This is a genomic window from Chryseobacterium sp. R2A-55, assembly GCF_021401085.1.
Lineage (GTDB): Bacteria > Bacteroidota > Bacteroidia > Flavobacteriales > Weeksellaceae > Kaistella.
In genome coordinates this window covers 130,230-154,237 of record NZ_JACBFP010000003.1, presented here as the reverse complement: position 1 = coordinate 154,237, position 24,008 = coordinate 130,230, and the positions used below count along the sequence as shown (strand labels likewise).

Here is a 24,008-nt window from a genome sequence, read left to right as displayed (position 1 = left end):
AGGTCGTTTTTTTAAGGTTTTAATTTTTCAAGATAGGCCTCTTCAATTGCCGATTTGATATTGATGACTTCGTTTGAGACTTCATTAGGAATGGCCATGGAAAGGACATATTGGCGGATTTTCCATTGGTTTCCGATTTTTTCCAAAACGCCGGATCCGCGGCAGATTTTCATCTGGGTATCTAGTATTTCATCGAACCAGGCATATTTTCCGTCTTTGCTAAAGGTGATGTTTCTTCTTATCGATTTAAAGGTCCAGGCTTTTCCACCGTCGAAATGAGGTTTCGCGTAATCCATGAATTTTTTTTTGTTCCAAATTTCAGTCGCATCTGTTCCGATAAAGGTTGATTCTTCAGCAAAAAGATTGAAATAGTTCTTAAAATCTGCATTCGCCGCAAAAGAGTTCAGATCATCCAGAACTCTGCTCACATTTTTCTTCTGAACATTTTCATCAAAGCCTTTTTGTTGGGCGTTCACAAAAAAGTTGACAAGAATTATTGTACATATAAATAATAACCTTTTTCTCATGCTTCTGATTTTAAGACGGAACTTCCAGGTAGTGTGGGTTTTTTTCATCAACCTGAGTTTCCACATCAATAAAGCTGCTGCGCATCAATTTATTCCAATTCTAAAATTAGTGAAGATTTAGCTTCGACCCTTAATTTATTTTGCGGACTCACTGAAAACTCTTTGCCGGTAATCACTTCTTTTCCTGTTGAAATTCCCTGTAACATTTCCGAAAAACGGCTTAAATCAAGCGTCTGTTCTTTTTCACTGCTGTTGAGCACTACCATTACTTTTTCTGAATGATCATACCTGAAATAAACATACACATTATTTTCAGGAATGAAATGCATTGTTTTTCCATTATGGATTACGTCTTTTCCTTTGCGCCAGTTCAGAAGTTTTGCGGTAAAATCGTAATAGGATTTCTGTTCATCAGTTCTGGAAAGAAAAGCATTTTGGGCATCACCTTTCCAGCCTCCCGGAAAATCTCTGCGGATATCTGCATCGCCTCCTTTGGGTTTGCTTCCGCGCATCCCAATTTCGGAGCCATAGTAAATCTGTGGAATTCCACGCACGGTAGAAATTAAGGTAAGTGCCAATTGATAGGTTTTGGGGTCGGAATTGAAGATTTCATTCCATCTTTCTGTGTCATGATTTTCAAAAAAAACGAGCATGTTTTTCAAATCTGGGTACAGATAGTCCTGCGTGAAAACATTGTAGAGCTTGATCAATCCTTTGTCCCAACCGGCTTCCTCGGAAAAGGCTTTTGGCATTTCAGAAAAAAGTGTGAAATCCATGACGGATGGTAGATTGGAGTTGTAGTTTAAGATTTCGCCCACTTTGGAATTTTTTTGCCAAAATGAAATATCTGCCGGGGAATACATCCAGGTTTCGCCCACGATATTGAAATTGGGGTATTCATCGGTGATGGATTTTGCCCATTTTGCCATGGCTTCTTTGTCGTTGTAAGGATAGGTATCCACTCTGAAACCGCCCAATTCGGCATATTCAATCCACCAAATAGAGTTTTGTGTCAAGTATTTTAAAACCAATGGATTACTTTGGTTCATGTCGGGCATGGAAGTATCAAACCAGCCATCCAAAGCCAATTTTCTATCGATTTCGGAAACATTGGGATCCATTTGCGAAGTGGTTTTGTAGTTTGATCTCTTAAACCCTTTTTCACCGTCATCAAACCAATGAATCCACGATTTTTCAGGCAAATCCTGAATCATCCAGTGCGAAACTCCCCAATGATTGGTCACGTAATCCATCACCAGTTTCATGTTGCGCTGATTGAGCTTTTGGGAAAGTTCGCGGTACTCTTCATTGGTTCCGTACCGTTCATCGATTTTATACAAATCAGTTTGGGCATAGCCGTGATAGGTTGTCCTCGGTTCATTATCCTCACAAACGGGGGTAAGCCAAACTGCGGTTGCGCCCAGATTTTGGATATAATCCAGATTGTTGATGATTCCGCGCAGATCTCCGCCGTGTCTTCCGTTCGGATTGTTTCGGTCTGATTTTTCGATAAGGTTTTTGCTGGAATCATTTGCTGGATTTCCGTTGGCAAACCGATCGGGCATGATCAGGTACATCACATCTTTTGAAGTGTAGGATTCTCGGTTTGCGGAATTTGGATTTCTCTGTCTGAGTTCGTAATCGTAAGAATTCACCAGTCTTTTTCCGTCCTTCAAATTGATTTTGAATTTCGGAACGTTGACTTCATCGGTGTTGATGGTGATGAAGACGTAGTTTGGATTTTCAACTTTCTTTACATCCTTAATCTGGACTCCGTTTGAGAGTTCGATACTCTGATTGGCAATATTTTTTCCATACACCAGGATTTGGAGTTCCGGATTCTTCATGTCTTTCCACCAAAAAGTGGGTTCCACACGTTGGATCTGTGCGGAAGTGAGGATGGATAAAAAAATGAACAGGATTGACTTTTTCATAGTTATTTGATAGGTTTTACTGAAATCGCATAACCGCCGCTTCTAGCTAGTTTCATGAGCATTTTGGAATTGGTGGTCACGGTTTTTTTATAAATCTTATAGGATTGCGGATTGCTGATATAGTCTGCATTATCGCCATCTGCATAAACCGTTGCCTCATATTTTTTACCTTTTGGAAGGAACGAGAAATCCACGGTGAAGTTTCTTGCATTTTCATCAGTAATTCCGCCCACAAACCACTCGTCTTTTCCTTTTGCTTTTCTTGCGGTGTGGATATAGTCTCCTGGTTCAGCCGACAAGATTTTGGTATCGTCCCAATCCGCTGCCACATCTTTGATGAACTGGAATGCATCCATGTGTTTTGCATAATTTTCAGGCAGATCAGCCGCCATTTGAAGCGGGGAATACATCACCACATAGAGTGCAAGCTGCTTCGCCAAAGTGGTTTTCACGAATCTGGTGTCTCCCGGAAAGTAATAATCCAGTTTAGTTTGGAAAATCCCAGGGGTGTAATCCATCGGTCCACCTATAAATCTGGTAAAAGGAAGAATGGTTTGATGGTCTGGATTATTTCCGCCAAACGCTTCGAATTCTGTTCCACGGGCTGCTTCTGCCGCGATCCAGTTCGGATAGGTTCGGCTTTGTCCAGTGGGTCTCACACTTTCGTGGGAGTTGACCATGATTTTGTATTCATTGGCTTTTTCTGCAATCCTGTAATAATGGTTGATGGTCCATTGAGAATAATGGTGTTCGCCACGTGGAATAATATTGCCTACATAACCTGTTTTCACAGAAGGATAACCATATTGATTCATTAATTTAAATGCTTGGTCGGCCCACCTTTCGTAATTGGTTGCAGAACCCGAAGTTTCATGGTGCATCATCAGTTTGATTCCTTTTGAATGGGCATAATCATTCAACATTTTAATGTCGAAATCAGGATAAGGAGTGATGAAATCGAAAACAAATTCCTTTGAATGACCAAACCAGTCTTCCCAACCGATGTTCCAGCCTTCGATCAGTAAAGCATCGAAACCATTTGCTGAGGCAAAATCGATGTATTCTTTTACTTTGGTGTTATTAGCAGCATGTTTTCCGTTTGGGGTCAGTTTGGTGAAATCGGTTTTTCCAATATGGACATTGTTTGCGGTGGAGTAGGCCCACTGCGATTTTCCGATGATCATTTCCCACCAAACACCCATGTATTTTGTGGGTTTAATGTAGGAAGTGTCTGTGTAGTGAGTCGGCTCGTTGAGGTTAAAAATCATTTTGGAATCCAAAACTTCTTCTGCTTTTGGCGAGGCGATAATCGTTCTCCAAGGCGAAACGGCGGGAGTTTGAATATAGCCTTTCGCTCCTTGTCCGTCTGGAGTCAGGTGGGTTTTGAATTTGAAATTGATGGCATCTACGTCCATATTTGCTGTTGGATAGTTGATGACAGCAGCTTCGGAAATCGTCATGTAAAATGGGGTTTTCCCTTCTGTTTTTAAGATGGTAGGAATTTGGATTCCATTTTTAATTAAGGTTTGGGAGGCATTTCCGTCGTAGGAAGTCGGCCATTTCGCCGGGATTTCAGAGATTTTACTTTCGGTGTAAAGATATTCCTGTGAATCGTAATCGCCCGGTATCCAAAAGATTTTCATATCATTTGGTAAGTCGATTTCGGAATCTTCTTCTTTGATGATGAAGTAGTTGAGATTTTTCTGTTCCGGAAATTCGTACCTGAAGGCGAGTCCGTCGTCAAAAAGTCTGAATTTCAGCAGGATGTGTCTATCGTTTGCTGGCTGGTTCAGAGTGACCGCCAATTCGTTGTAGTGGTTAATATAGGATTTTTTCTCTCCCAGCACCGGATTCCAGCTCTCATTTTTGGAGTCGAACTTTTCTGCAGTTTTTTCAAAACCGCTATTGAGGTCCTTTCCCTGCTGATCTTTTCTTTCAATTTCTGATGCAAATTGGATGTCGCCGTCACGCAGAAGTTTCAATCCCAGTTTGGAATCTTCCACAATGGTTTTTCCGTCGTATTTCAGGTTATAAAATGGGACGCCGGACTTGAGTTGGAAGTTCATTTCAAATTTTCCGTCCGGAGATTTCAGTGATTGCGCATTGATTGCGAAACTTCCTATCAATAGGAAAAGTGACGCTATTTTTAGATTTTTCATTATCGTAGATTTCGAGCATTAAATATAAAAAAACTGCTGCTGAAAAGCAACAGTTTCTGGTCTAATCATCAGTTTTCGTTATTGTGGAACTACTTTGTAGGTGCCCATTTTAATATTGGCTGTGATTTTATAGGTTGAGCCTCCTCCATTGTACTGGATATTGTTGTTGTCCCCTTTTGGACCGAGGAATCCTGAATTTCCTCCGGTATGGATATTTGCCCATTCCAAATCACCCCAAGACTGCTGACCGATAAATTTGAACTCAGCTCCGTCTGGAATTGCGATGGTGTATTCATAGATTCCGTCACCTACTTGTGTCATCGGCAATGCGCTACCGGCATCCCAGCCATTAATTGATCCTACCAAATATAAGTTGGTTGGAAGAGTGGGAATAGATGAAGGAGTGATGCTGATGCTTTTGGTATTTTGATCGATTACCATTTTGTAAACTCCGGAGTCCCCTGTGAAAGTCATGTTTTCTGGTGCATTTGGTTGCAGATTTGAGGACCAGGTGTTGAAGTATTTGTAGCTGTCATTCATTCCAGGTGCGTTCAGGCTGTAGTTGATTGGGTTCCAGTCTTGCTGACCAAGGAATCTGAAATCGCCATTATTGCTCAAGTAAGTGTAAATTTCTGAAATGTTTGCAGCATTATGCAACAGCTGAGCTCCAGCAGCATTCCAACCTACTGCTGTTCCGCCTCCTACAAGATAAAAATCTTTGTAAGCCGGTTGATAAGGCGTTACTTTGAAAGTCACCAAGTCTGAAGTTTTGGTCAGCACTCCGCCCGGACTTTCAGTTTTGGCAGTTACGCGAATGTCAACTTCTGAGGATACGCCGTTTGGCAAGCTGATTTTTTGTACGGCCTCGTTCAGTTCAAAATTAGTCATAGGCAATAGCTTCTCAGTTGCAGTCCCAGCAACTATGAAATTACTACTTCCTTTAGGTGCGATTTCTATGGTATAATTTACGGTTGTTCCATAATCGTAGTCGGCCCAAGTTACCGTAATGGCATTCGCTGTTGGATTGGTTCCGTCCAATACCACAGACTGACCTGCAAGCGGATTAGTGATCACCGGTACAGAAACAGGATAAGGAGTAACTCCAACTGAAACTGTGTTGGAGATATTGTTTCCATTAACCACGCGGATAAACAACATGGTTTGGGCATAAGGTGAATAACCTGCCTGCAAAAGCGCAGTGTTTAAGCTGCTGATGGACTTCGTCAGGGAATTGGTCTGTGAAGTACCAAAACTGATCGGTGTTTTGAAGTCGGTTGTTTTGGAAAACTGCACCGTGTAGGTTCCGGTGGTGCCATTGGCATCGTCCCATACTAATCTGAACGTGTTGTTATCCATGGTTGGATAGAGCGTGTTGCTACTCAGTGTAGTATTGTAAAGATGAATTGTTTTTTCCGGCGAAGTCCAGTTTTTATCTGCATCATCTCTGCAAGCGTTCAGTAAAAGCAATGGTAGGATCAATACCATTAAAACTTTAAATATATTTTTCATTTTTTATAGCTGCTTTAGTTATTGGATTGTAAATGTTCCCATTTTAAGGTTTACTGTAACTTTGTATGATCCTCCGTTTCCTTGGAACACGATATTTGAATTCGCGTCTTTAGGAGCTAGATATCCGGAATTTCCTGGATTGTCTTTAAGGATATTTCCCCATTCAAGAGCCGCCCAAGCTTTTTGGCCGATAAACTTGAATTCTGCATCTGCACCCAAATTGGTGGTTATTTCGAAGACACCTTCACCAGTTTTGGTCATGGTCAAAGGATTTCCCGCATCCCATCCGTTGATTGAACCTACCATATAAAGATTATCATAATTATAACCTAAAGTAGATTTTGTAGCGGATAAAGATTTCTTGGTTCCGTCTGCATCGATTTCCAAAAGATAAATTCCTTCAGTATCCGTAAATTTCATGTTTTCATGATCACCGAAAACGATGTTTGGGGTGGTCTGTTTGAAATACCTGTTCGGTTCGTCAGTTGCAGGAACGTCAATACTGTAGTTTAGTGGTGACCAAGCCTGTTGACCCAAGAATCTGAAATTTTCAGGCGTCATGTAAGTATAGATCATTGATTTGCTGTCTTTTTTGTAAAGCAGCTGTGCGCTTCCTGAATTCCATCCTACTGCAGATGCAGCACCAACAAGGTAAAACGATGGATAAGTCAATGCGTAAGGTGTAATCATCACAGAAGTCACATTAGAAACAGAAGGTAAAGCATCTGAACCCAAATAGGAAGTGACTCTTAAATACATTTTACCTTCCACATCCTGAGTCAGACCAATTGTTTGTGCCGCAGTGTTCATTTGTGAAACCGTGTAAGTGGCGGTCCTGACGGATTGTGCTACTGTACCCAGTGTATATGGAATTGCAAAATCCTGAGTCGCAGAAGCTTCAATTCGGTAGTTCATTTCTACAGGAACAGAGTAACCAGCTTGCGACCAGGTAATATTGAGCGCAGGATTGTCTGGGTAGTTCTGATCCAGGAAAAGATGTTCTGCCGAAAGGTTCATAGTGATCGGCGCTGCTGTATTGTCCACCTGAATCAACTCTCGGTTGTCACATGAGGCGAGACCAAGGAAAACCAGAAAAGCAAAAATTGCTTTTAAAATATGATTGTTTTTCATTGTAGTATTTTTCTTAATAAGTGAAATTAATAACCAGGATTTTGTACCAGGTTCGGATTAGCCACAAGATCTTTTGCCGGGATGGGATATAGATTTCTGAAGTCTTCCACAGCTTGTCCACCTTTCACTCCACCTTTCCAAGGCCACAAATAAGAAGCAGTGGTGAATTTGCCAAAACGGATCAGGTCTGTTCTTCTTGTCATTTCCCAGCCCAGTTCTCTTCCTCTTTCATCCAGGATGAAATTCAGGCTCATTGAGGTGATTGGATTTGCTTTGGCTCTGGCTCTTAATGCGTTTACATAACCAAGTGCTGTTCCGGCATCACCGCCACCGCCTCTTAGGTTGGCTTCAGCATACATTAAATAGATATCTGCCAAACGGAATAATGGAATATCTGTGTCCACATAGTTTCCGGAACCCTGTGTTGGTCCGTCTGAACCTTCTACACCGTTGCTGGTCATGTTTTTGTATTTAATAAAAGCATACCCATTGGAGAAGTTGCCTAAATCGTCGATTTCTAAGGTTTGCTTATCTGTGTAGAAATTTCCACGCACATCATTGGTACCTGCACCTCCGAATAGTCCTACGTAAGCTTTGGTTGTTCTTAAACCAGACCAACCGCCGTTAATCCCAAATTCTGCTGCAGGCATAGTTCCCCCTACAGCAGCATGCACCAAGTACGTTGTACCGCCATAAGTCTGAGCTTTAATGCCATCAAAAACTATTGGGAAAATAACTTCAGTGTTGTTTTTGTCATTATCTGCAAGGAATAAACTTTGGTAGCTGATATCTTTACTGATGGTTTCTCCAGGATTGTTTGGGTCTGGAACCTGAATCACTTTGTTTTGCAATGCATAACCCGCATTGATTACTTTGTTACAGTACTCGATTACTTTTGCATATTGCGTGGTGCCGGTATAGACTCCTGCATTAAGATAAAGTCTAGCCAATACTGACCACGCTGCAGCTTTATCAGCCCTTCCGTATCCAGCAGTTTTTGGATCTTTCAAGTCAGTCGCACATGCCAAAAGTTCAGATTCAACATATTTATATAAATCTGCTCTTGTAATTCTTGGCGGAGCCTGAGTGGACCCGATGGGCATATTGTCTTCAGTGGCAAAAGGCACGTTTCCAAACATATCCAAAGCATAATAGTAGGAAAGAGCTCTCAAGAATCTTGCTTCTGTTCTCATATATTTTGCCTGTACCAGATTATCACCGGTAATATTGTTTTGAGCCAATTTCGCATCGGTTGTATTTCTTATGAAATCGTTGCAAAATGCAATTTCAGTATAGATTCTGTAGTAAAAAGCGCCAATGAACTCATTCGAGGAATCCCAGCTCATTTTATGGATGGTTTGCAAAGTGCCGTCATTCCAGGCAATTACCGCCTCGTCTGTTGGCAACACTTGCAGGGTGAAAAGCTGCCTGGTATATTGGGAGAAGTTACCATCGATACCAGTGATATCCGGGTTTCCGCCACCACCTTCTTGTCCGCCATGGGCAAAACCACCATATAATTTGGCTAGAGCAAGTGGGTAGTTTGCAAAATTGGAATAAATCGTTTCCGAAGTCACATTCACCGTTGGGGTCTGCTCCAGATCCTTCATACAAGAAGTCGCCGAGAATAGCAATGCAACAGTTGCTGCTGCAAAAATTGATTTAAATTTTGTTTTATATGATTTCATTTCTTCTCAATTAAAAATTAAAGTTAAGTCCTAATGAATACACTCTCGGCATTTGGTAGTAACCGTTGTCAATGTTGCCAAATACTTCTGGGTCAACCCCTGTATATTTTGTCACTACGAAAATGTTTTGTGCCATACCGTAAACTCTCAAACTGGAACCTGGTGCGAAAATATCTCTGAAGTTGTATCCCAGATTCAGATTGTCTAATCTGAAAAATGAAGCATTTTCTACAAAGATGTCTGAGAAATATCGAGGTATTGAGAAATTATTATTGACAGCAGTATTATAGACATTTTGTAGATACTCATTGGTAGAACCGGATTGTAGCGAACTGTTAGATGCCGCATTGTTGTACACATAATTTCCGATCACGGCTCTTGCGCTTAATCCTGCATCCCAGTTTTTATAGGTGAATTTGGTGTTGAAACCTAAAATGGCATCGGGTTGGGTTGACTTATAAAAATACTTATCAGCCTCTGTAATTTTACCGTCTCCGTTCCGGTCAACAAAAACGCCATCCAATGGTTTTCCATCTGGTCCATAAACCTGTTGGTAAACATAGAAAGAATAAGGTTGATTTCCAACTACATGCGCCTGAATTGTATTTCCTACACCTCCGGAAATTGCACCTTGAGGTATAAAGAAACTGGTATCTGCACGATCCACCAAATTGGTGACTTTAGAATTGTAATGAGTTGCATTAAATGATAATTCCCATGTCGTGTTTTCTGTTTTTACCGGAACCACCGTAATGGATCCTTCAATTCCTTTGGAATCCATAGTTCCCGCGTTCAAAACATTGTGGTTGGAAACATCTCCCGCAAAGATTGGCGAATCTACCAATAATTTCTCTGCCTTTTTCTGGAACAAGTCGATGCTGCCAAAAATTCTGTTTTGTGCAAAACCAAAATCCAAACCAAGGTTTTGGGTGGTAGTGGTTTCCCAAGTTAAGTTCGGGTTGAAAATATCTGGACGGTACATTTGGTAAAACTGGTCTCCCATGTAATACTGAGCACCACCATTACTTAAGTTATAAGATGAAAAAGCAGGGTAATCACCGACTCCTGTTAATTCCTGGTTACCGGTTTTTCCCCAACCTGCCCTAAGTTTCAGGGTATTGATTCCTTTTCCTTTCAGAAAGCTCTCTTCATTGATTTTCCAAGCGAGGGAAACTGCAGGGAAAGTTCCCCAAAGATGCGAAGTGTCCACACCATTCCAGAATCTTGAAGAACCGTCTCTCCTTACCGATGCCGAAATTATATATCTGTTTGAAATGGTGAAAATTCCTCTTCCGTAAAATGAAATCAAAACATTTCGTACGTCCAGATTGTTGCCGGTTTCCGGATCAATTTTGCCGGTTCCTTTGTAAGTAGGTTCGAATGGTTCAAACCTGTAGAAATTCTGATAAGCATATCCGCCGACCACATCCACATTGGTATTGATGGCTTCGAGGGTTTTGGTGTAGCTTAAATATGTTTCCAAAAGCTTGTTTTTCTTTTCCTGCTTGTAGCTTCTGTATCTGCCTTTGTCTGCAAATGCCGTTTTGTATAAACCGCTTTCGGTTTTTGCGCCGTATCCTTTAGCATAATCATATCCGGCATTCACATTGAAATGTAATTCCGGTAGAAAATGGAATTTATAGTCAAGCTGGATATTTCCCAATCCTCTAAGCACGGATGATACATCTCTGGTTGCAGCCAGCTGGGCCAAAGGGTTTGCATTTGCGTTAACGTTCAGATTTCCATTAAGCAGCCATTCGTAATATCCTCCGTAATTTGAATTTCCCGAGTAAACCGGTTGTGTAGGGTCAAAGTAAGTGGCGCTGCCAATAACACCACCGGCAGCAAATTGGTTGTCAGTAAATGTTCCTTTCGCGTTAACTGTTACTGACAAATGATTGTCCCATAATTTTGGGTTCAAGTTTAAACCTACAGAAGTCCTTCGGAAAGAGTTGGTTTTTACGATCCCGTTTTGCTCATTGTAGCCCAAAGACAATCGATATGGAAATCCTTTAATTCCTCCTGAGAACGCAATATTGTTGTCTGTTCCCCATGCCGCCTGATAAATAAGGTCCTGCCAATTGGTATCAGCATATCCTAATTTCGCTTTGTAGGCATCTGATGCATTTGCATTGATAAAAGATCGGAATTCGTTGGCAGACAAAACCGGAGTGTTCTTCATTTTTGTGGAAACCGAAGCCAATGAGGAAAAGTTTACTTTGAAATTCCCGGCTGAACCTCTCTTAGTAGTCACCAAAATAACCCCGTTTGAAGCTCTGTTACCGTAAATGGCGGTTGCAGAAGCGTCTTTTAAAATATCGAAGGTTTCAATATCATTCGGGTTGATCAGCGAAAGCGGATCTGCCGCTCCTGAAATCCCGTTGAAATCCTGCGGAACCCCATCAATCACGATTAATGGTGACTGAGATGCACTCAAAGTACCGATACCACGGATTCTGATAGATGAACCGGAACCTGGAGCGCCGCTATTGCCAGTAATGGACACACCCGGCGTTTTTCCCTGGATCAATTGTGCAGGCGAAGTAGCACCGCCATTGAAATCTTTGGCAGAGATAGAAGTAATGGAACCGGTAAGGTCGGATTTCTTCTGTTTACCATAACCAATCAGTACAACCTCTTCAATTTTGGTTTCCTTTCTAATTGAGTCAGTCTGCTGTGCATTTAGCAACATTGTTCCAGCCAATAAAAAAGCGGGAGCAATTTTCAAAACTGTAGTATAGTTTCTCACAAAAATAAAATTTAAGGATTAATATTCAATACATAACTACTTCTATGCAAGTAGTTCTGCAATTTAATCAATTTTTCAATCATTATTAAATTTTTCAGAAAAATGTTAATTATTTAGATATTTTATTCTATCTTGATGCACTTGAAAGTTATAATAAGCTAATTAGCAGTAACTTAATATTTCAATTTCTCAAAAAGAGGCAATATTATTTTAACAAAAAGTTAAACAAATGTTTAGCGAAAAGCAATCTGTAGAATGAAATTTCATTATTTTCTCAATTTGAACAATTAACATTTCTTTAATCATTAGTTAATTTTTAATTCAAATCCATAAAACCTATCTTTGCAAAAATTAAGAGCAAAAAATGGCAGAAAGAAAAATGATTACCGCCGCTTTGCCATACGCAAACGGACCGGTTCATATTGGGCATTTGGCGGGAGTTTATATTCCGGCGGACGTGTATGCTAGATTTCAGAGGAGATTGGGAAAGGATGTTGCATTCATCTGCGGTTCTGATGAACACGGAATTCCCATTACCATACGTGCAAAAAAAGAAGGGGTAACCCCGCAAGATATAGTGGATAAATACCACGAAATCATCAAAAAATCATTCCATGATTTGGGCATTTCTTTTGATGAGTATTCCAGAACCACTTCCAAAAAACACTATGAAGTAAGCCAGGATTTTTTCACCAATCTTTATCAAAAAGGAAAATTCGCTGAAGAAGTTTCCGAGCAATATTTTGACGAACAGGCTGGAGAATTCCTTGCCGACCGATACATCGTGGGAACCTGCCCAAATTGCGGTTACGAAAATGCTTACGGCGATCAGTGCGAGAAATGTGGTGCCACACTTTCACCTTCTGAATTGATCAATCCGCACTCCATGTTGAGCGGAAATGTGCCGATTCTAAAGGAAACTAAAAACTGGTATCTTCCTTTGAACGATTATGAAGATTTCCTCAATGAATGGATTATCGAAGGCCACAAAGAGGATTGGAAACCGAATGTTTACGGGCAGGTAAAATCCTGGCTAAACGACGGTCTGAAACCAAGAGCAATGACGCGAGACCTCAATTGGGGCATTCCCGTCCCGCTTCCAGGAGCAGAAGGGAAAGTGCTGTACGTTTGGTTTGATGCACCGATTGGATATATTTCCTTTACGCAGCAATGGGCTGAGAAAAATGGAAAAAACTGGAAAGATTATTGGCAAAATGAAAATTCTGATTTGGTTCATTTTATCGGAAAAGACAATATCGTGTTCCATTGTATTATTTTCCCGGCGATGATGAAAGCGCATGGAGACTATATATTACCGAAAAATGTTCCTGCATTTGAGTTCCTTAATCTGGAAAACGACAAAATATCCACCTCCAGAAACTGGGCGGTCTGGGCGCATGAATACGTGGAAGAATTCCCCGGACAACAGGATGTACTTCGCTACGCACTGCTTTCATCGGCTCCCGAAACCAAGGACAATAATTTCACTTGGAAAGATTTTCAGACCAAGAACAATTCTGAATTGGTTGGAATTTTTGGAAATTTCATCAACAGGGTTGCCGTCCTGATCCATAAATATTACGATGGAGTAGTTCCTGCCGGGAACGAAAACGCCGAAGAACTGAATGAGATTTCAAAATATGCCAGGGAAATTGAAACATTTCTGGAGCATTTTGAATTTAGAAATGCCTTATCATCATTAATGAATTTAGCAAGATTCGGAAACCAGTTTCTTCAGTCCGAAGAGCCTTGGAAAACCATCAAGGAAAATCCGGAAAAAGCCGCAAATTCTTTATTCATTGCAGCCCAAATCGCAGTTGGGTTAGCTCAGATTTCAGAACCTTTCATGCCTTTTTCTTCTGCGAAACTGCTGAAAATGTTTAAGGTGGACCAATTGCACTGGCAAGAAATTGAAACCCAAAAAATCCTCATCAGAACAGGACATAAAATTAATCCGGCAGAATTGCTTTTCTCCAAAATTGAAGATGAAACCATCGATTTCCAGATTCAAAAATTAGAGAACACCAAGCAGTCAAACGCCAAAACCAATCCAAATGCTGCACCCATGAAAGACGAAATCCAATTTGATGATTTTACTAAAATTGACCTGAGAACTGCCACTATTTTAGAAGCTGAAAAAGTAGAGAAAGCAGATAAACTTTTGAAATTGAAAGTCGATACCGGAATTGACGTGAGAACTGTGGTTTCCGGCATTGCTGAGAGTTTTACTCCTGAAGAACTGCTCGGAAAACAGGTGATGATTCTGCTCAATTTGGCGCCAAGGAAAATCCGCGGAATCGAATCCCAGGGAATGTTGCTCCTGACTACAAAACCTGACGGAAAACTCGCATTCGTAACTCCAGATGAAAAAGTGGAAAACGGAATTGAAATCGGATAAATCAAATATTTGTTTTGCAGCAATACCGAACCTATGACAGCGTTTCAAAAATACATCCAAACCTACCTTGAAATCATTCCTTCTGAAAATTGGTTGGAAGCCATGAGAATTTCTGGTGAAAAAACCTTGGAATTATTTCAGGGAATATCTGAAGAAAAGTCAAATTTCGCCTATGCAGAAGGAAAGTGGACTTTGAAAGAGCTGCTTCAACACCTGATTGATGCAGAAAGGATTTTTGCCTATCGCGCTTTGACTTTTGCAAGAAAGGACCGCACTGAACTCCCAGGTTGGGACGAAGAAGAATATGCGAAAAATTATTGCTCAAATGAAAGAAATCTTCAAAGTTTGATTGATGAGTTTGACGCGGTTCGAAAATCCACTATCCTTTTTTTCGAAAATTTAAATCCAGAACAATTATCCCAAAAAGGAATTGCAAACGGAAATGAAATCTCGGTAGAAACCATTGGCAAGTTAATTGTGGGACACCACCTGCACCATTTGAACGTGATTAGGGAAAGATATTTTTAAGACGAACATGGAAAACCTTATCCAAATTTTAGAAACTGGCGGAACCATTCTCTATCCAACCGATACCATTTGGGGAATCGGCTGTGATGCAACAAATGTGGAAGCCATCAAGAAAATTTTCGAAATCAAAAAAAGGGAAAAATCAAAATCCTTCATCATTTTGGTAGAATCCGAAAAAAGGCTGCAGGATTTGGTAGATGTGCCTGAAATGGCGTGGGAAATCATGGATTTGTCAGAAAAACCGGTGACTTTGATCTATGATAATCCGCGCAGTCTGCCCAAGGAACTGCTTGCTGAAGATGGCAGCATCGGAATTCGGCTGACAAAAAATGATTTTTTAAAGAAGCTCATTTCAAAACTCAACAAGCCTTTGGTTTCCACTTCAGCTAATTTCAGCGGGGAGAAATCGCCGATGAAATTTTCAGATATTTCCAAAGAAATTGTTGATGCTGTTGATTTTGTCGTAGAAGAAAATCTGGAAAAGGTTTCAGAATTTTCCGGTTCGTCGATTATCAGAGTTTGGAATGACGGAAGGATTAAGGTAATCCGCGAGTAATTTTAAATAGAGATATTTCCATTATTTGTCTCTATTCAGCATGCTTTCATAGATTTCGATCCAGTGATTGGGCGTCATTTTCTTACACAGTTCCGCAATCAGCTCAAACGGGATTTCATCTGGTTTTTTGAATCGGATACAAGATTTTCCCATATCCAGTTTTCGTTTGGAAAATTTCGGATATTCTGTAACAAACCATTCCAGTAATTCTGGATTGGAGTAAATTCCCATGTGATACAGCGCGATGAAATTTTTCTGAGAAGCCAGATTTAGGAATGGAAGCGGCGTTCCCGGCGAACAGTGATATCCTGCAGGAAAACTCTTCAGCGGAACGCACCAGCCAATCATTCCGTAGCTGATTTGGGTTTCAAACCCTTTTGGCAGGTTTTCAGAAATGGTTTCAAATAATTTTTTGAAGGCGTCTTTTCTTTCCTCGGGGACTTTTTCCAGGTATTCTTCTACTGTTTCTGCGGGAATCTGCATCGTTTTTTTTATTTTACTTTAAAACAAAACTATGAATTTTGCATCAATTTAGACCTATGAATATTTTCTTTAATTTAATTAAGATAAATTTGTCCTATTTAAAAAATAGTTTTAAATTTGCGGTATAATTTTAAACAAGAAAATATGCTGACCCAAGAAAAAACAATTGGTGATTACGTGGCAGAGGATTTCAGAACCGCAGAAGTCTTTAAAAAATACAATATCGATTTCTGCTGCAAAGGGGGAAGAACCATCGAGGAAGCTTGCGAAAAGAAGAATGTAGATGTAGAAAGTATTTACAAAGATCTGGAGGAAATCCAAAACAGAAATTCATCATCCGACATCGATTTTAATTCTTGGCCGCTGGATTTATTGGCTGATTATATCGAAAAAACACATCACCGATATGTGGAAGAAAAATCCCTGCTATTGGTTCCTTATCTCGAAAAACTTTGCAAAGTACATGGTGCAAGACATCCGGAACTTTTTGAAATCCATAAGCTTTTCCTGGAAAGTGCTCAGGAATTGGCGGCACACATGAAAAAAGAAGAGTTGATCCTTTTCCCATTCATCAAAAAAATGGTTGCGGCAGAAAGAAGTAATGAAACTTTGCAATCGCCTCGGTTCGGCACGGTTGAAAACCCTGTAGAATCCATGAAGCACGAACATGCAGTGGAAGGAGAGCGGTTTGAAAAAATATCGGAACTAAGCAATGGCTATCAGTTTCCGGATGATGCATGTGGAACTTACCAGGTCACTTACAAAATGCTGGAAGAGTTTGAGCGTGATCTCCACAAACACATCCACCTAGAAAATAATATCCTTTTTCCAAAAGCAATTCTTTTGGAGAAATCATTGAGCTAAATTTCACTGTTTTTTTTCAAAGTCCGTTTCAGAATCTTTTGAGGCGGATTTTGTTTTTTTGGAGTAGTCCTCTTTTTGAAAAGACGAAGATGCTACAAAATCTTTATCATAATACCGAGGTCATCATGCAAACAAAAACACGCCCAAATAGCGTGTTTTGATATGTTTACGTTTATTTGAGAAGATTATCTCACCAAAATTCTCTTCACGGCCTCTTTCACCGCCGCAGCATCAATTTGGTATTTCTTCATCAGTTCTGCGGGTGTTGCCGATTCCCCGAAAGTATCATTCACTGCTACAAATTCCTGGATGGTCGGTCTTCTTCGTGAAAGCATTCCGGCAACTGATTCACCTAATCCGCCCAGAAAATTGTGTTCTTCAGCAGTCACAATTCTTCCGGTTTTCTCTACAGATTTCAAGATGATTTCTTCATCTAAAGGTTTGATGGTGTGAATGTTGATGACTTCGCAGGAGATTCCCTCTTTTTCCAGTTCATCAGCTGCCACCAACGATTCCCAAACCAAATGTCCGGTTGCTACGATCGTCACGTCTTTTCCCTCCTGAAGTAAGATTCCTTTTCCGATTTCAAAAGGCATATCTTCCGGCATGAAGACAGGAACTGTGGGTCTTCCAAACCTTAAATAAACCGGACCTTCATAATCTGCAATGGCCAGTGTTGCCGCTTTGGTCTGGTTGTAATCACAAGGATTGATCACCACCATTCCCGGAAGCATTTTCATCATTCCGATGTCTTCTAAAGTTTGGTGCGTTGCGCCGTCTTCACCCAAAGTCAATCCGGCATGGGAGGCACAAATTTTCACATTTTTTCCTGAATAGGCGATGGATTGTCTGATCTGGTCATAAACCCTGGAAGTAGAGAAGTTGGCGAAAGTGCCGGTGAAGGGGATTTTCCCGTTGATGGTCAATCCTGCTGCAATTCCCATCATGTTGGCTTCAGCGATTCCCACCTGGAAAAATCTTTCCGGTGCTTTCTCGATGAATTTTTCCATTTTTAGCGAACCAATCAGGTCTGCACAGAGGGCGACCACATTCGGATTTTTATCTGCCAGTTCTGCAAGTCCCGCTCCGAAACCGCTTCTGGTGTCTTTCTTTTCAGTATAGGTATATTTCATTTTTTGCTTTCGGTTTCCGGCAATCTGCTTTCGGTGATCACCGTAACCTTAGATTTTTTGTTGATGTTTTTTTGAAGTCCCTTTTGGGGATTTAGGGGCTTAATAATCCGCCGGTGCTTCCAAATAAAGCTGTTTAAAAGCTGTTTCCAGTTGCTCGTCATTCGGTGCTTTTCCGTGCCATGCGTGGGTTCCCATCATGTAATCCACTCCAAATCCCATTTCGGTATTCAGGATGATGGCTACGGGTTTTCCTTTTCCGGTTTCGGTTTTTGCTTTTTCCAAAATTCCGATCACGGCTTCCAAATCGTTTCCGTTTTTCTCGTTCAGAACGGTCCAGCCGAATGCTTCCAGTTTTGCGTGCAGATTTCCTAAGCTCAAAACATCTTCTACATCGCCGTCTATTTGTCTGTTATTCGCATCGATGGTTGAAATGATATTATCCACTTTTTTTGCGGCGGCAAACATCAGTGCTTCCCAGATCTGGCCTTCCTGCAATTCGCCATCGCCATGAAGGGTGTACACCAGACTTTTGTCTCCATCCAGTTTTTTACCTAAAGCGGCACCGATTGCTACAGAAAGTCCCTGTCCAAGCGAACCTGAAGCCACGCGAACTCCGGGAAGTCCTTCGTGCGTGGTGGGGTGTCCCTGTAATCTGGAATCCAGTTTTCTGAAGGTGCGCAATTCATCCACCGGGAAAAATCCGAACCTCGCCAAAGTGGAGTAGAACACGGGTGAAATATGCCCGTTTGAAAGGAAGAACAGGTCTTCGTTTCTGCCCTCCATGGTGAACGGAAGTTTGTAGTTCATTACCTTTCCATAGAGTGCCATGAAGAATTCGGTGCAGCCCAAACTTCCGCCGGGATGGCCGGAATTCACGGCATTCACCATTCTCAGGATGTCTCTTCTAATCTGTGTTGCAAGAGTTTTCAGCTCTTCAATAGATTTGCTCATTGTTTAGATTTATTTGATGGCGAATTTACAAAAAATCAGTGGGTTTGGGAAATGAAAAATCCTGCGGTTTTGGCAGGATTAGTAATCAAAATTTAATGGAGATTGATCTATAATTGGATTTCGTAAATACATATTTTGCGATTGGGTGCATCACTAAATTACCTTGAGCCCCGGTCGAAATCTGAATTCTCCTGATATTTTACTGACTTTTCCCGGATATAATCAGGTTGGGTTTTCCCAGGAATTCTGTTCATCAGATTATTTATTTCCTCCTGATCAACCACAACCCAAAAAACGTCAACAACCCATTGATAATCAATAATTCTAAACCAATCTTGAATTCACCGAAGAAGTTTTCCTGGTATTTGTCCAGGAAGAAGGAAATCAGCGGTGCGGCGATGCAGACATACGGAACGAGTTTGTCTTTTACCTGGTATTTGGTGAAGATTCCGAATGCGAACAAGCCGAGAAGCGGGCCATAAGTGAATCCCGCCAATTTCAGAATCAGACCGATCATGGAATTGTCGTTGATGATTTTAAACAGAATCACCATCGCTAAAAATGCTGCGGCAACAATCAAATGGACTCTTTTTCTGAATTTTTCTTTGGATTGATTATCGGTGTTTTTTTCCTTTAAACCAAAAATATCAATGCACAGTGAGGAGGTTAAAGCCGTCATCGCGCCGTCTGCAGAAGGGAAAAGTGCCGAAATCAGTGCGATGATGAAAATGATGGAAATAAACGGCGGCATGTGGTTCAGTGCAATATCCGGAAAAAGCTGGTCGCCGGAACTGGTCACATGTTCGGTTTGTCCGTACAGATGCAGCAATCCGCCCATAAAAAGGAAGAGCGAAATGACACCCACTAAGATAAATCCGAGGGTCACCATATTTTTTTGGGAGTCTTTCAATTTGGTTACGGAAAGCGATTTCTGCATCATTTCCTGGTCTATTCCCGTCATCGTAATGGTGATGAAGGCGCCCGCCAAAATCTGTTTGAAGAAAAATGCTTTGGAATTGTGATCCGTGTTGAAAACTTCGGTGTAGCCGAGTTTGTTCATTTGCTGCAAACTCTCAAAAAATCCCAGATTCAGGTGATTCAGCATATATCCGGAACAGATGATCAGTCCCAGAAGCATGCAGCTCGTCTGCAAAGTATCGGTCCAGACAATCGTTTTCACGCCGCCTTCGTAGGTGTAAAGAATAATCATTAATAGGATGACCAGTGTGGTCACAATAAACGGAACTCCCAAACTGTCCAGAATCGCGATTTGTAGGATATTCACCACCAGATAAAGCCTCGCTGTTGCTCCCACTAATCTCGAAACAATGAAAATCCACGCGCCGGATTTGTAGGAAAGCTGACCCATTCGGTGTTGAAGATACCCGTAAATAGAGGTGAGTTGCAGCCGGTAATAAAGCGGCAATAGAACATAGGCGATGATGATGTAACCGATTAAATATCCAATGGTAATCTGCAGGTAGTGAAAAGCATCCTGACCCACTGCACCGGGAACCGAAACGAAAGTCACGCCCGAAAGCGAGGTCCCGATCATCCCAAACGCAACCAGCATCCAGTTGGATTTCCGGTTTCCGATGAAAAAGCTGTCGTTGTTACTTCCTTTTCCGGTGCGGTACGCAACCCAAAGTAAAAGTGCAAAATAGGCGATGATGATGAACAACAACAGAATCGGATTCATAGTTTGAAATTTTAAAATACCGACAAATATAGTTGTTTCACCGGTAATTCAGACATAAAAAAAGACCGTTTCAGCGGTCAAAAAGATTCAAACAGACTGATTTCACAAGACAAAATCCCTCACAAAAAACGATGCAGCTATTATCATTCAGTATTTTTTAGCTCAGGATGAGTTAAACTATATCAATCTGCAGAATATCTGCATGGGAAAAAAGTAAATCTTTCAGTCTTTTATGATCCTTTTTTTTGCCCGATAATTTCCAGTATGTGGTGATCCTTTCAGGGGTTTTGGACTGAAAAACTATGGAAGATTTCAGATCGTTTTCTCTAAAGAGACTTTTGAAACCATCCATTTTCCCTTCCTCGAAATTGGTGGTGATTTTATATTCAATGGTCTTATTGATCCGGTCAATCCATCTTTCCACATAGAGCAGGCCCCACAAAACCAAAAGCACCACCGCTGCTCCGAAGACTGCCAGAAAAATATGGGTAGAGCCAATTGCCATTCCCAGTGCCGCTGTCACCCAAATCGTGCAGGCAGTCGTCAAACCATTGATTTTATTTTCGTCTTTAAAAATCACACCGGCTCCCAAAAAACCGATTCCTGTGATGACATTGGCGGCAATCCGATCCGGACTTTCTGTGCCGATTCTGGTAGAAAGCATGGTGAAAATGCAGGATCCCACACACACCAGCATGATGGTGCGCAATCCGGCGGTTTTGTTGTGGTATTCGCGCTCCATTCCTATGGACATTCCCACTGCAATGGCTACCAGTATCAATAATAAATCTCGGTACCGGAATAATGAAAACAAATCCTGTAGATAGTTCATGATCTTTGATTTTTTGAATGTTGGTTTTTAAGACTATGCCCAAACAGCTGCTGAATCCGGGTTTCTCTCAGCTGTTGCCAAACAGATTTCTCCATGTATGGCAGGTTAAGGTTTAGCGTTTGAGGCTTAAAGGTCCAAATTTGCGGTTCAAGACCTCAAGTTTGGGGTTCCAAGCCTCAAATTTTGGGTTCCGAGCCTCAAGTTTGGGGTTCCAAGCCTCAAATTTGGGGTTCACAGCCTCAAATTTTGGGTTCAAAGCCTCAACTTTTGGGTTCAAAGCCTCAAACTTTGGGTTCAAAGGCTAAAATTTTTGGTTCAAAGGCTAAAATTTTTGGTCCAAAGGCTAAAATTTTCGGTTCCAAGGCTAAAATTTTGGGTTTAAGGCTTAAAGATTAAGGTTTTTCGGCTGTTTTTCCTCATCTGTGTTTCAGGATCGCTCTCGGCAAATCCACATATTCCTCCTCATCACCCACCACTTTTGGGAAAGCATCCAGGTTTTGGTCGTGCCAGTCAAGTTTTGCCTGTTCGATGGTGTCCCGGTTTGAACTCACGAAGTTCCAGAAGATATACCGTTCTTCGGGAAAAGGCTCACCTCCGAAAAGATACACCGTGGCATTTTCATTCATCTCGAATTCACATAAAGTCGCATTTTTTGCAATGAGCAGCTGCTGGGAACCGAACTCATTTCCCTCCAGGTTCACCGTGCCTTCCAGTACATACATGGCCACTTCACCAAACAGTTCCTTGCCGATGCTGAGTTTTGTTTTTGCGCTGTTTTTGATTTCGATAAAGAACAATTTGCTGTACACCGGAACCGGTGATTTTTTTCCAAACGCTTCTCCGGCAATCAGTTTAAAATGAATTCCGTTTTCTTCCCATTGTGGAATTTCTGATGCTTCGGTGTGATGGAATTCCGGGTTCATCTGCTCCAGATTTTTGGGCAGCCCCACCCAAATCTGGAATCCGTGAAGCGACTTGTCTGTTTCCCGCAGGTATTCCGGCGTTCTTTCCGAATGAACTACGCCTTTTCCGGCAGTCATCCAGTTCACTGCTCCCGGCCGGATTTCCACGGCACTTCCCAAGGAATCGCGGTGAAAAATGGAACCTTCAAAAAGATAGGTCAAAGTGGAAAGCCCGATGTGCGGATGCGGCGGAACATCCAGATTCTGGTAATCCGCAAGTTTTGTGGGACCCATGTGATCGATAAAGACAAATGGTCCCACCGCTCTTTTCTCGCGGAACGGCAAAAGCCGCCCCACCAGAAAATTCCCTATATCGGCGGCTTTTTCTTCGATGATCAATTCTATATTAGACATAAAATTATTTTTGAAATTAGTGGCTTGCCTGTTTGCAGACCAGTTTAGATGTTGCGGTTTACAATTGGTCAAAACCTACGAAAAGCTCATCCACAAGATGTTTCCACTCCGGATGTCTCTTGATGAAAGCAAAAACATAAGGGCAATAAGGAAGTACTTTCTTGCCTTCATGATCAATATATGCCAATGTTTTTTCTACCAGTGCCTGTGCTGCGCCGGTTCCCTGCAGTTCCTTCGGAGCTTCTGTATGCACCAGCGCTACCTGGTTTCCGAAATCTCCGTAATTGATAAACGCAATCTCGCCTTTATATTCCAGTTCGAAGCGTTTTTTCTCCTCGTTATTGACTAATGGAATGTTTTCAAATTCTGGTTTCATCGATTTATTTTATTTTAAAATTAGTAATAAAATCGGAAAAAAAAGCCGCCAATGGGTTTTTTAAGTTGTTTTTATGATTTCAAGGCGGAGTTATGGAGCTACACCGAGGCGCTTCTTCACTCTGGGAATTACTTCCTTTGCATAAAGTTCCGTGGATTTCAGAACCAGTTCAGGAGGGGCGGTGCCCAAACTGGAATGTGCCATAAATCTGGTGAAACCGAACAGCTGGTGTTCCAGCACAATTTTGTTGACCACTTTTTCCACACTTCCCACCAAGAGTGATCCGCGCTCACTGCGCATGAACTCGAACTGCTCGCGGGACATGGGTTGCCACCCGCGGTCTTTTCCTACGCGGTCCATCATCTGTGCATAGTGCGGGAAGAATTCGTCGGCAATTTCATCATCGTTTTCTCCGATGAATACGTGGCTGTTGATGCCCAGCTGCAACTCTTCCATGGAAGTGCCATTTTCCAGTGAAGTTTTCTTGTACAGATTGATAAACGGAACAAAATTTTCGGGCATTCCACCTATGATGGCAAGCATTAAAGGCAGTTTCAGTTTTGCAGCCCGGATCGCCGAAGCAGGTGTTCCGCCGGCAGCTAACCAAATGGGAATTTCGCCATTCAAAGCCCTCGGATATACCCCAAGATGGTGAATCGGTGCGCGCAGATTGCCGCTCCAGTTTACTTTTTCGGATTTGTTAATTGCTAAAAGAAGCGCTAATTTTTCCTCAAAAAGCTGATTGTAATCAGACAAATCATAACCGAATAGCGGAAAACTTTCAATGAACGATCCTCTTCCTGCCATGATTTCGGCTCTGCCGCCGGAAATAAGATCTACCGTTGCAAACTGCTGATAGGTGCGAACCGGGTCGTCTGAACTGAGCACCGTGACGGCACTGGTGAGTTTGATATTCCGGGTGATGGCTGCAGCTGCCGCCAAAACCGTGGTGGGTGTTGATACTGAATAGTCTTCCCGGTGATGCTCGCCAATCCCGAAGATATCTATGCCGAGTTCATCTGCCAGTTTTATTTCCTGCAGAAGATTCTGAATTCTTTGGTGGGCACTGATGCCTTTGCCGGGAACGGTTTCCGGTTCCATATCGGCGAAAGTCATTAACCCAAATTCTAATTTTTTCATATCTTAATGTTGGAAGTCTTAGGATTGCCATTCAT

19 protein-coding genes are annotated in these 24,008 nt (G+C 41.6%); 4 read left to right on the top strand and 15 right to left on the bottom strand.

The window, feature by feature from the left end; all coding sequences use genetic code 11:
* Positions 1-11 precede the first annotated feature (11 nt).
* The 7 genes from L0951_RS05890 to L0951_RS05860 form a co-directional block, all read right to left on the bottom strand.
* Complete coding sequence (locus tag L0951_RS05890; RefSeq protein ID WP_234110267.1) at positions 12-575, bottom strand: nuclear transport factor 2 family protein; 564 nt, start codon at positions 573-575, stop codon at positions 12-14.
* A 41-nt stretch (positions 576-616) separates the two neighbouring features.
* Positions 617-2,461, bottom strand: coding sequence for a glycoside hydrolase family 13 protein (locus L0951_RS05885; RefSeq protein WP_234110265.1), 1,845 nt, complete (start codon positions 2,459-2,461; stop codon positions 617-619).
* Positions 2,462-2,463: 2 nt separating this feature from the next.
* Positions 2,464-4,620: a glycoside hydrolase family 97 protein gene (locus L0951_RS05880; RefSeq protein WP_234110262.1), complete on the bottom strand. Its 2,157-nt coding sequence runs from the start codon at positions 4,618-4,620 to the stop codon at positions 2,464-2,466.
* Between the two features lie 78 nt (positions 4,621-4,698).
* Positions 4,699-6,129, bottom strand: coding sequence for a SusE domain-containing protein (locus tag L0951_RS05875; protein WP_234110260.1), 1,431 nt, complete (start codon positions 6,127-6,129; stop codon positions 4,699-4,701).
* A gap of 18 nt (positions 6,130-6,147) precedes the next feature.
* Positions 6,148-7,260, bottom strand: coding sequence for a SusE domain-containing protein (locus L0951_RS05870; RefSeq protein ID WP_234110258.1), 1,113 nt, complete (start codon positions 7,258-7,260; stop codon positions 6,148-6,150).
* A 26-nt stretch (positions 7,261-7,286) separates the two neighbouring features.
* Complete coding sequence (locus L0951_RS05865) at positions 7,287-8,948, bottom strand: RagB/SusD family nutrient uptake outer membrane protein (RefSeq protein ID WP_234110256.1); 1,662 nt, start codon at positions 8,946-8,948, stop codon at positions 7,287-7,289.
* A gap of 10 nt (positions 8,949-8,958) precedes the next feature.
* Positions 8,959-11,697 (bottom strand): SusC/RagA family TonB-linked outer membrane protein, encoded by a 2,739-nt coding sequence (locus tag L0951_RS05860; RefSeq protein ID WP_234110253.1) that lies wholly within the window; start codon positions 11,695-11,697, stop codon positions 8,959-8,961.
* 364 nt (positions 11,698-12,061) lie between these two features.
* On the opposite strand from L0951_RS05860, the gene metG reads away from it, so the two are divergent.
* The 3 genes from metG to L0951_RS05845 are packed head-to-tail and all read left to right on the top strand — an operon-like array spanning position 12,062 to position 15,179.
* Positions 12,062-14,095 (top strand): methionine--tRNA ligase, encoded by a 2,034-nt coding sequence (gene metG, locus L0951_RS05855; protein ID WP_234110251.1) that lies wholly within the window; start codon positions 12,062-12,064, stop codon positions 14,093-14,095.
* 33 nt (positions 14,096-14,128) lie between these two features.
* Positions 14,129-14,623: a DinB family protein gene (locus L0951_RS05850; RefSeq protein WP_234110249.1), complete on the top strand. Its 495-nt coding sequence runs from the start codon at positions 14,129-14,131 to the stop codon at positions 14,621-14,623.
* A 7-nt stretch (positions 14,624-14,630) separates the two neighbouring features.
* Positions 14,631-15,179, top strand: a complete 549-nt coding sequence (locus L0951_RS05845; protein WP_234110248.1) for an L-threonylcarbamoyladenylate synthase — start codon at positions 14,631-14,633, stop codon at positions 15,177-15,179.
* Between the two features lie 21 nt (positions 15,180-15,200).
* Here the strand turns inward: L0951_RS05845 and L0951_RS05840 are convergent, their stop codons facing one another.
* Positions 15,201-15,662 (bottom strand): DUF1801 domain-containing protein, encoded by a 462-nt coding sequence (locus L0951_RS05840; protein ID WP_234110245.1) that lies wholly within the window; start codon positions 15,660-15,662, stop codon positions 15,201-15,203.
* A gap of 144 nt (positions 15,663-15,806) precedes the next feature.
* On the opposite strand from L0951_RS05840, the gene ric reads away from it, so the two are divergent.
* The gene (gene ric, locus L0951_RS05835; RefSeq protein ID WP_234110242.1) at positions 15,807-16,526 is read left to right on the top strand and encodes an iron-sulfur cluster repair di-iron protein; all 720 of its coding nucleotides are present in this window, start codon (positions 15,807-15,809) and stop codon (positions 16,524-16,526) included.
* Between the two features lie 185 nt (positions 16,527-16,711).
* On the opposite strand, the gene L0951_RS05830 is transcribed toward ric, so the two are convergent.
* From L0951_RS05830 to L0951_RS05800, 7 genes are all read right to left on the bottom strand, one after another.
* Positions 16,712-17,659 carry a transketolase family protein gene (locus tag L0951_RS05830; RefSeq protein ID WP_234110240.1) on the bottom strand — a complete coding sequence of 316 codons (948 nt, stop codon included), beginning with the start codon at positions 17,657-17,659 and terminating at the stop codon, positions 16,712-16,714.
* A 99-nt stretch (positions 17,660-17,758) separates the two neighbouring features.
* Positions 17,759-18,610: a transketolase gene (locus L0951_RS05825; protein ID WP_234110236.1), complete on the bottom strand. Its 852-nt coding sequence runs from the start codon at positions 18,608-18,610 to the stop codon at positions 17,759-17,761.
* 262 nt (positions 18,611-18,872) lie between these two features.
* Positions 18,873-20,309, bottom strand: coding sequence for a sodium:solute symporter (locus L0951_RS05820; RefSeq protein ID WP_234110233.1), 1,437 nt, complete (start codon positions 20,307-20,309; stop codon positions 18,873-18,875).
* A gap of 172 nt (positions 20,310-20,481) precedes the next feature.
* On the bottom strand, positions 20,482-21,141 hold the full coding sequence (locus L0951_RS05815; protein WP_234110232.1) for an MgtC/SapB family protein: 660 nt from the start codon (positions 21,139-21,141) through the stop codon (positions 20,482-20,484).
* A 416-nt stretch (positions 21,142-21,557) separates the two neighbouring features.
* On the bottom strand, positions 21,558-22,457 hold the full coding sequence (locus L0951_RS05810) for a pirin family protein (RefSeq protein WP_234110230.1): 900 nt from the start codon (positions 22,455-22,457) through the stop codon (positions 21,558-21,560).
* 58 nt (positions 22,458-22,515) lie between these two features.
* The gene (locus tag L0951_RS05805; protein WP_234110227.1) at positions 22,516-22,833 is read right to left on the bottom strand and encodes a GNAT family N-acetyltransferase; all 318 of its coding nucleotides are present in this window, start codon (positions 22,831-22,833) and stop codon (positions 22,516-22,518) included.
* Positions 22,834-22,923: 90 nt separating this feature from the next.
* Positions 22,924-23,973, bottom strand: coding sequence for an LLM class flavin-dependent oxidoreductase (locus L0951_RS05800; protein ID WP_234110225.1), 1,050 nt, complete (start codon positions 23,971-23,973; stop codon positions 22,924-22,926).
* Positions 23,974-24,008: the final 35 nt, after the last annotated feature.

Excerpts from the sequence above, each read along its gene's own strand:
- L0951_RS05890 (WP_234110267.1), bottom strand. The coding sequence starts at position 575 with ATGAAAAAAACCCACACTACCTGGAAGTTCCGTCTTAAAATCAGAAGC.
- L0951_RS05885 (WP_234110265.1), bottom strand. The coding sequence starts at position 2,461 with ATGAAAAAGTCAATCCTGTTCATTTTTTTATCCATCCTCACTTCCGCA.
- L0951_RS05880 (WP_234110262.1), bottom strand. The coding sequence starts at position 4,620 with ATGAAAAATCTAAAAATAGCGTCACTTTTCCTATTGATAGGAAGTTTC.
- L0951_RS05875 (WP_234110260.1), bottom strand. The coding sequence starts at position 6,129 with ATGAAAAATATATTTAAAGTTTTAATGGTATTGATCCTACCATTGCTT.
- L0951_RS05870 (WP_234110258.1), bottom strand. The coding sequence starts at position 7,260 with ATGAAAAACAATCATATTTTAAAAGCAATTTTTGCTTTTCTGGTTTTC.
- L0951_RS05865 (WP_234110256.1), bottom strand. The coding sequence starts at position 8,948 with ATGAAATCATATAAAACAAAATTTAAATCAATTTTTGCAGCAGCAACT.
- metG (WP_234110251.1), top strand. The coding sequence starts at position 12,062 with ATGGCAGAAAGAAAAATGATTACCGCCGCTTTGCCATACGCAAACGGA.
- L0951_RS05850 (WP_234110249.1), top strand. The coding sequence starts at position 14,129 with ATGACAGCGTTTCAAAAATACATCCAAACCTACCTTGAAATCATTCCT.
- L0951_RS05845 (WP_234110248.1), top strand. The coding sequence starts at position 14,631 with ATGGAAAACCTTATCCAAATTTTAGAAACTGGCGGAACCATTCTCTAT.
- L0951_RS05840 (WP_234110245.1), bottom strand. The coding sequence starts at position 15,662 with ATGCAGATTCCCGCAGAAACAGTAGAAGAATACCTGGAAAAAGTCCCC.
- ric (WP_234110242.1), top strand. The coding sequence starts at position 15,807 with ATGCTGACCCAAGAAAAAACAATTGGTGATTACGTGGCAGAGGATTTC.
- L0951_RS05830 (WP_234110240.1), bottom strand. The coding sequence starts at position 17,659 with ATGAAATATACCTATACTGAAAAGAAAGACACCAGAAGCGGTTTCGGA.
- L0951_RS05825 (WP_234110236.1), bottom strand. The coding sequence starts at position 18,610 with ATGAGCAAATCTATTGAAGAGCTGAAAACTCTTGCAACACAGATTAGA.
- L0951_RS05820 (WP_234110233.1), bottom strand. The coding sequence starts at position 20,309 with ATGAATCCGATTCTGTTGTTGTTCATCATCATCGCCTATTTTGCACTT.
- L0951_RS05815 (WP_234110232.1), bottom strand. The coding sequence starts at position 21,141 with ATGAACTATCTACAGGATTTGTTTTCATTATTCCGGTACCGAGATTTA.
- L0951_RS05810 (WP_234110230.1), bottom strand. The coding sequence starts at position 22,457 with ATGTCTAATATAGAATTGATCATCGAAGAAAAAGCCGCCGATATAGGG.
- L0951_RS05805 (WP_234110227.1), bottom strand. The coding sequence starts at position 22,833 with ATGAAACCAGAATTTGAAAACATTCCATTAGTCAATAACGAGGAGAAA.
- L0951_RS05800 (WP_234110225.1), bottom strand. The coding sequence starts at position 23,973 with ATGAAAAAATTAGAATTTGGGTTAATGACTTTCGCCGATATGGAACCG.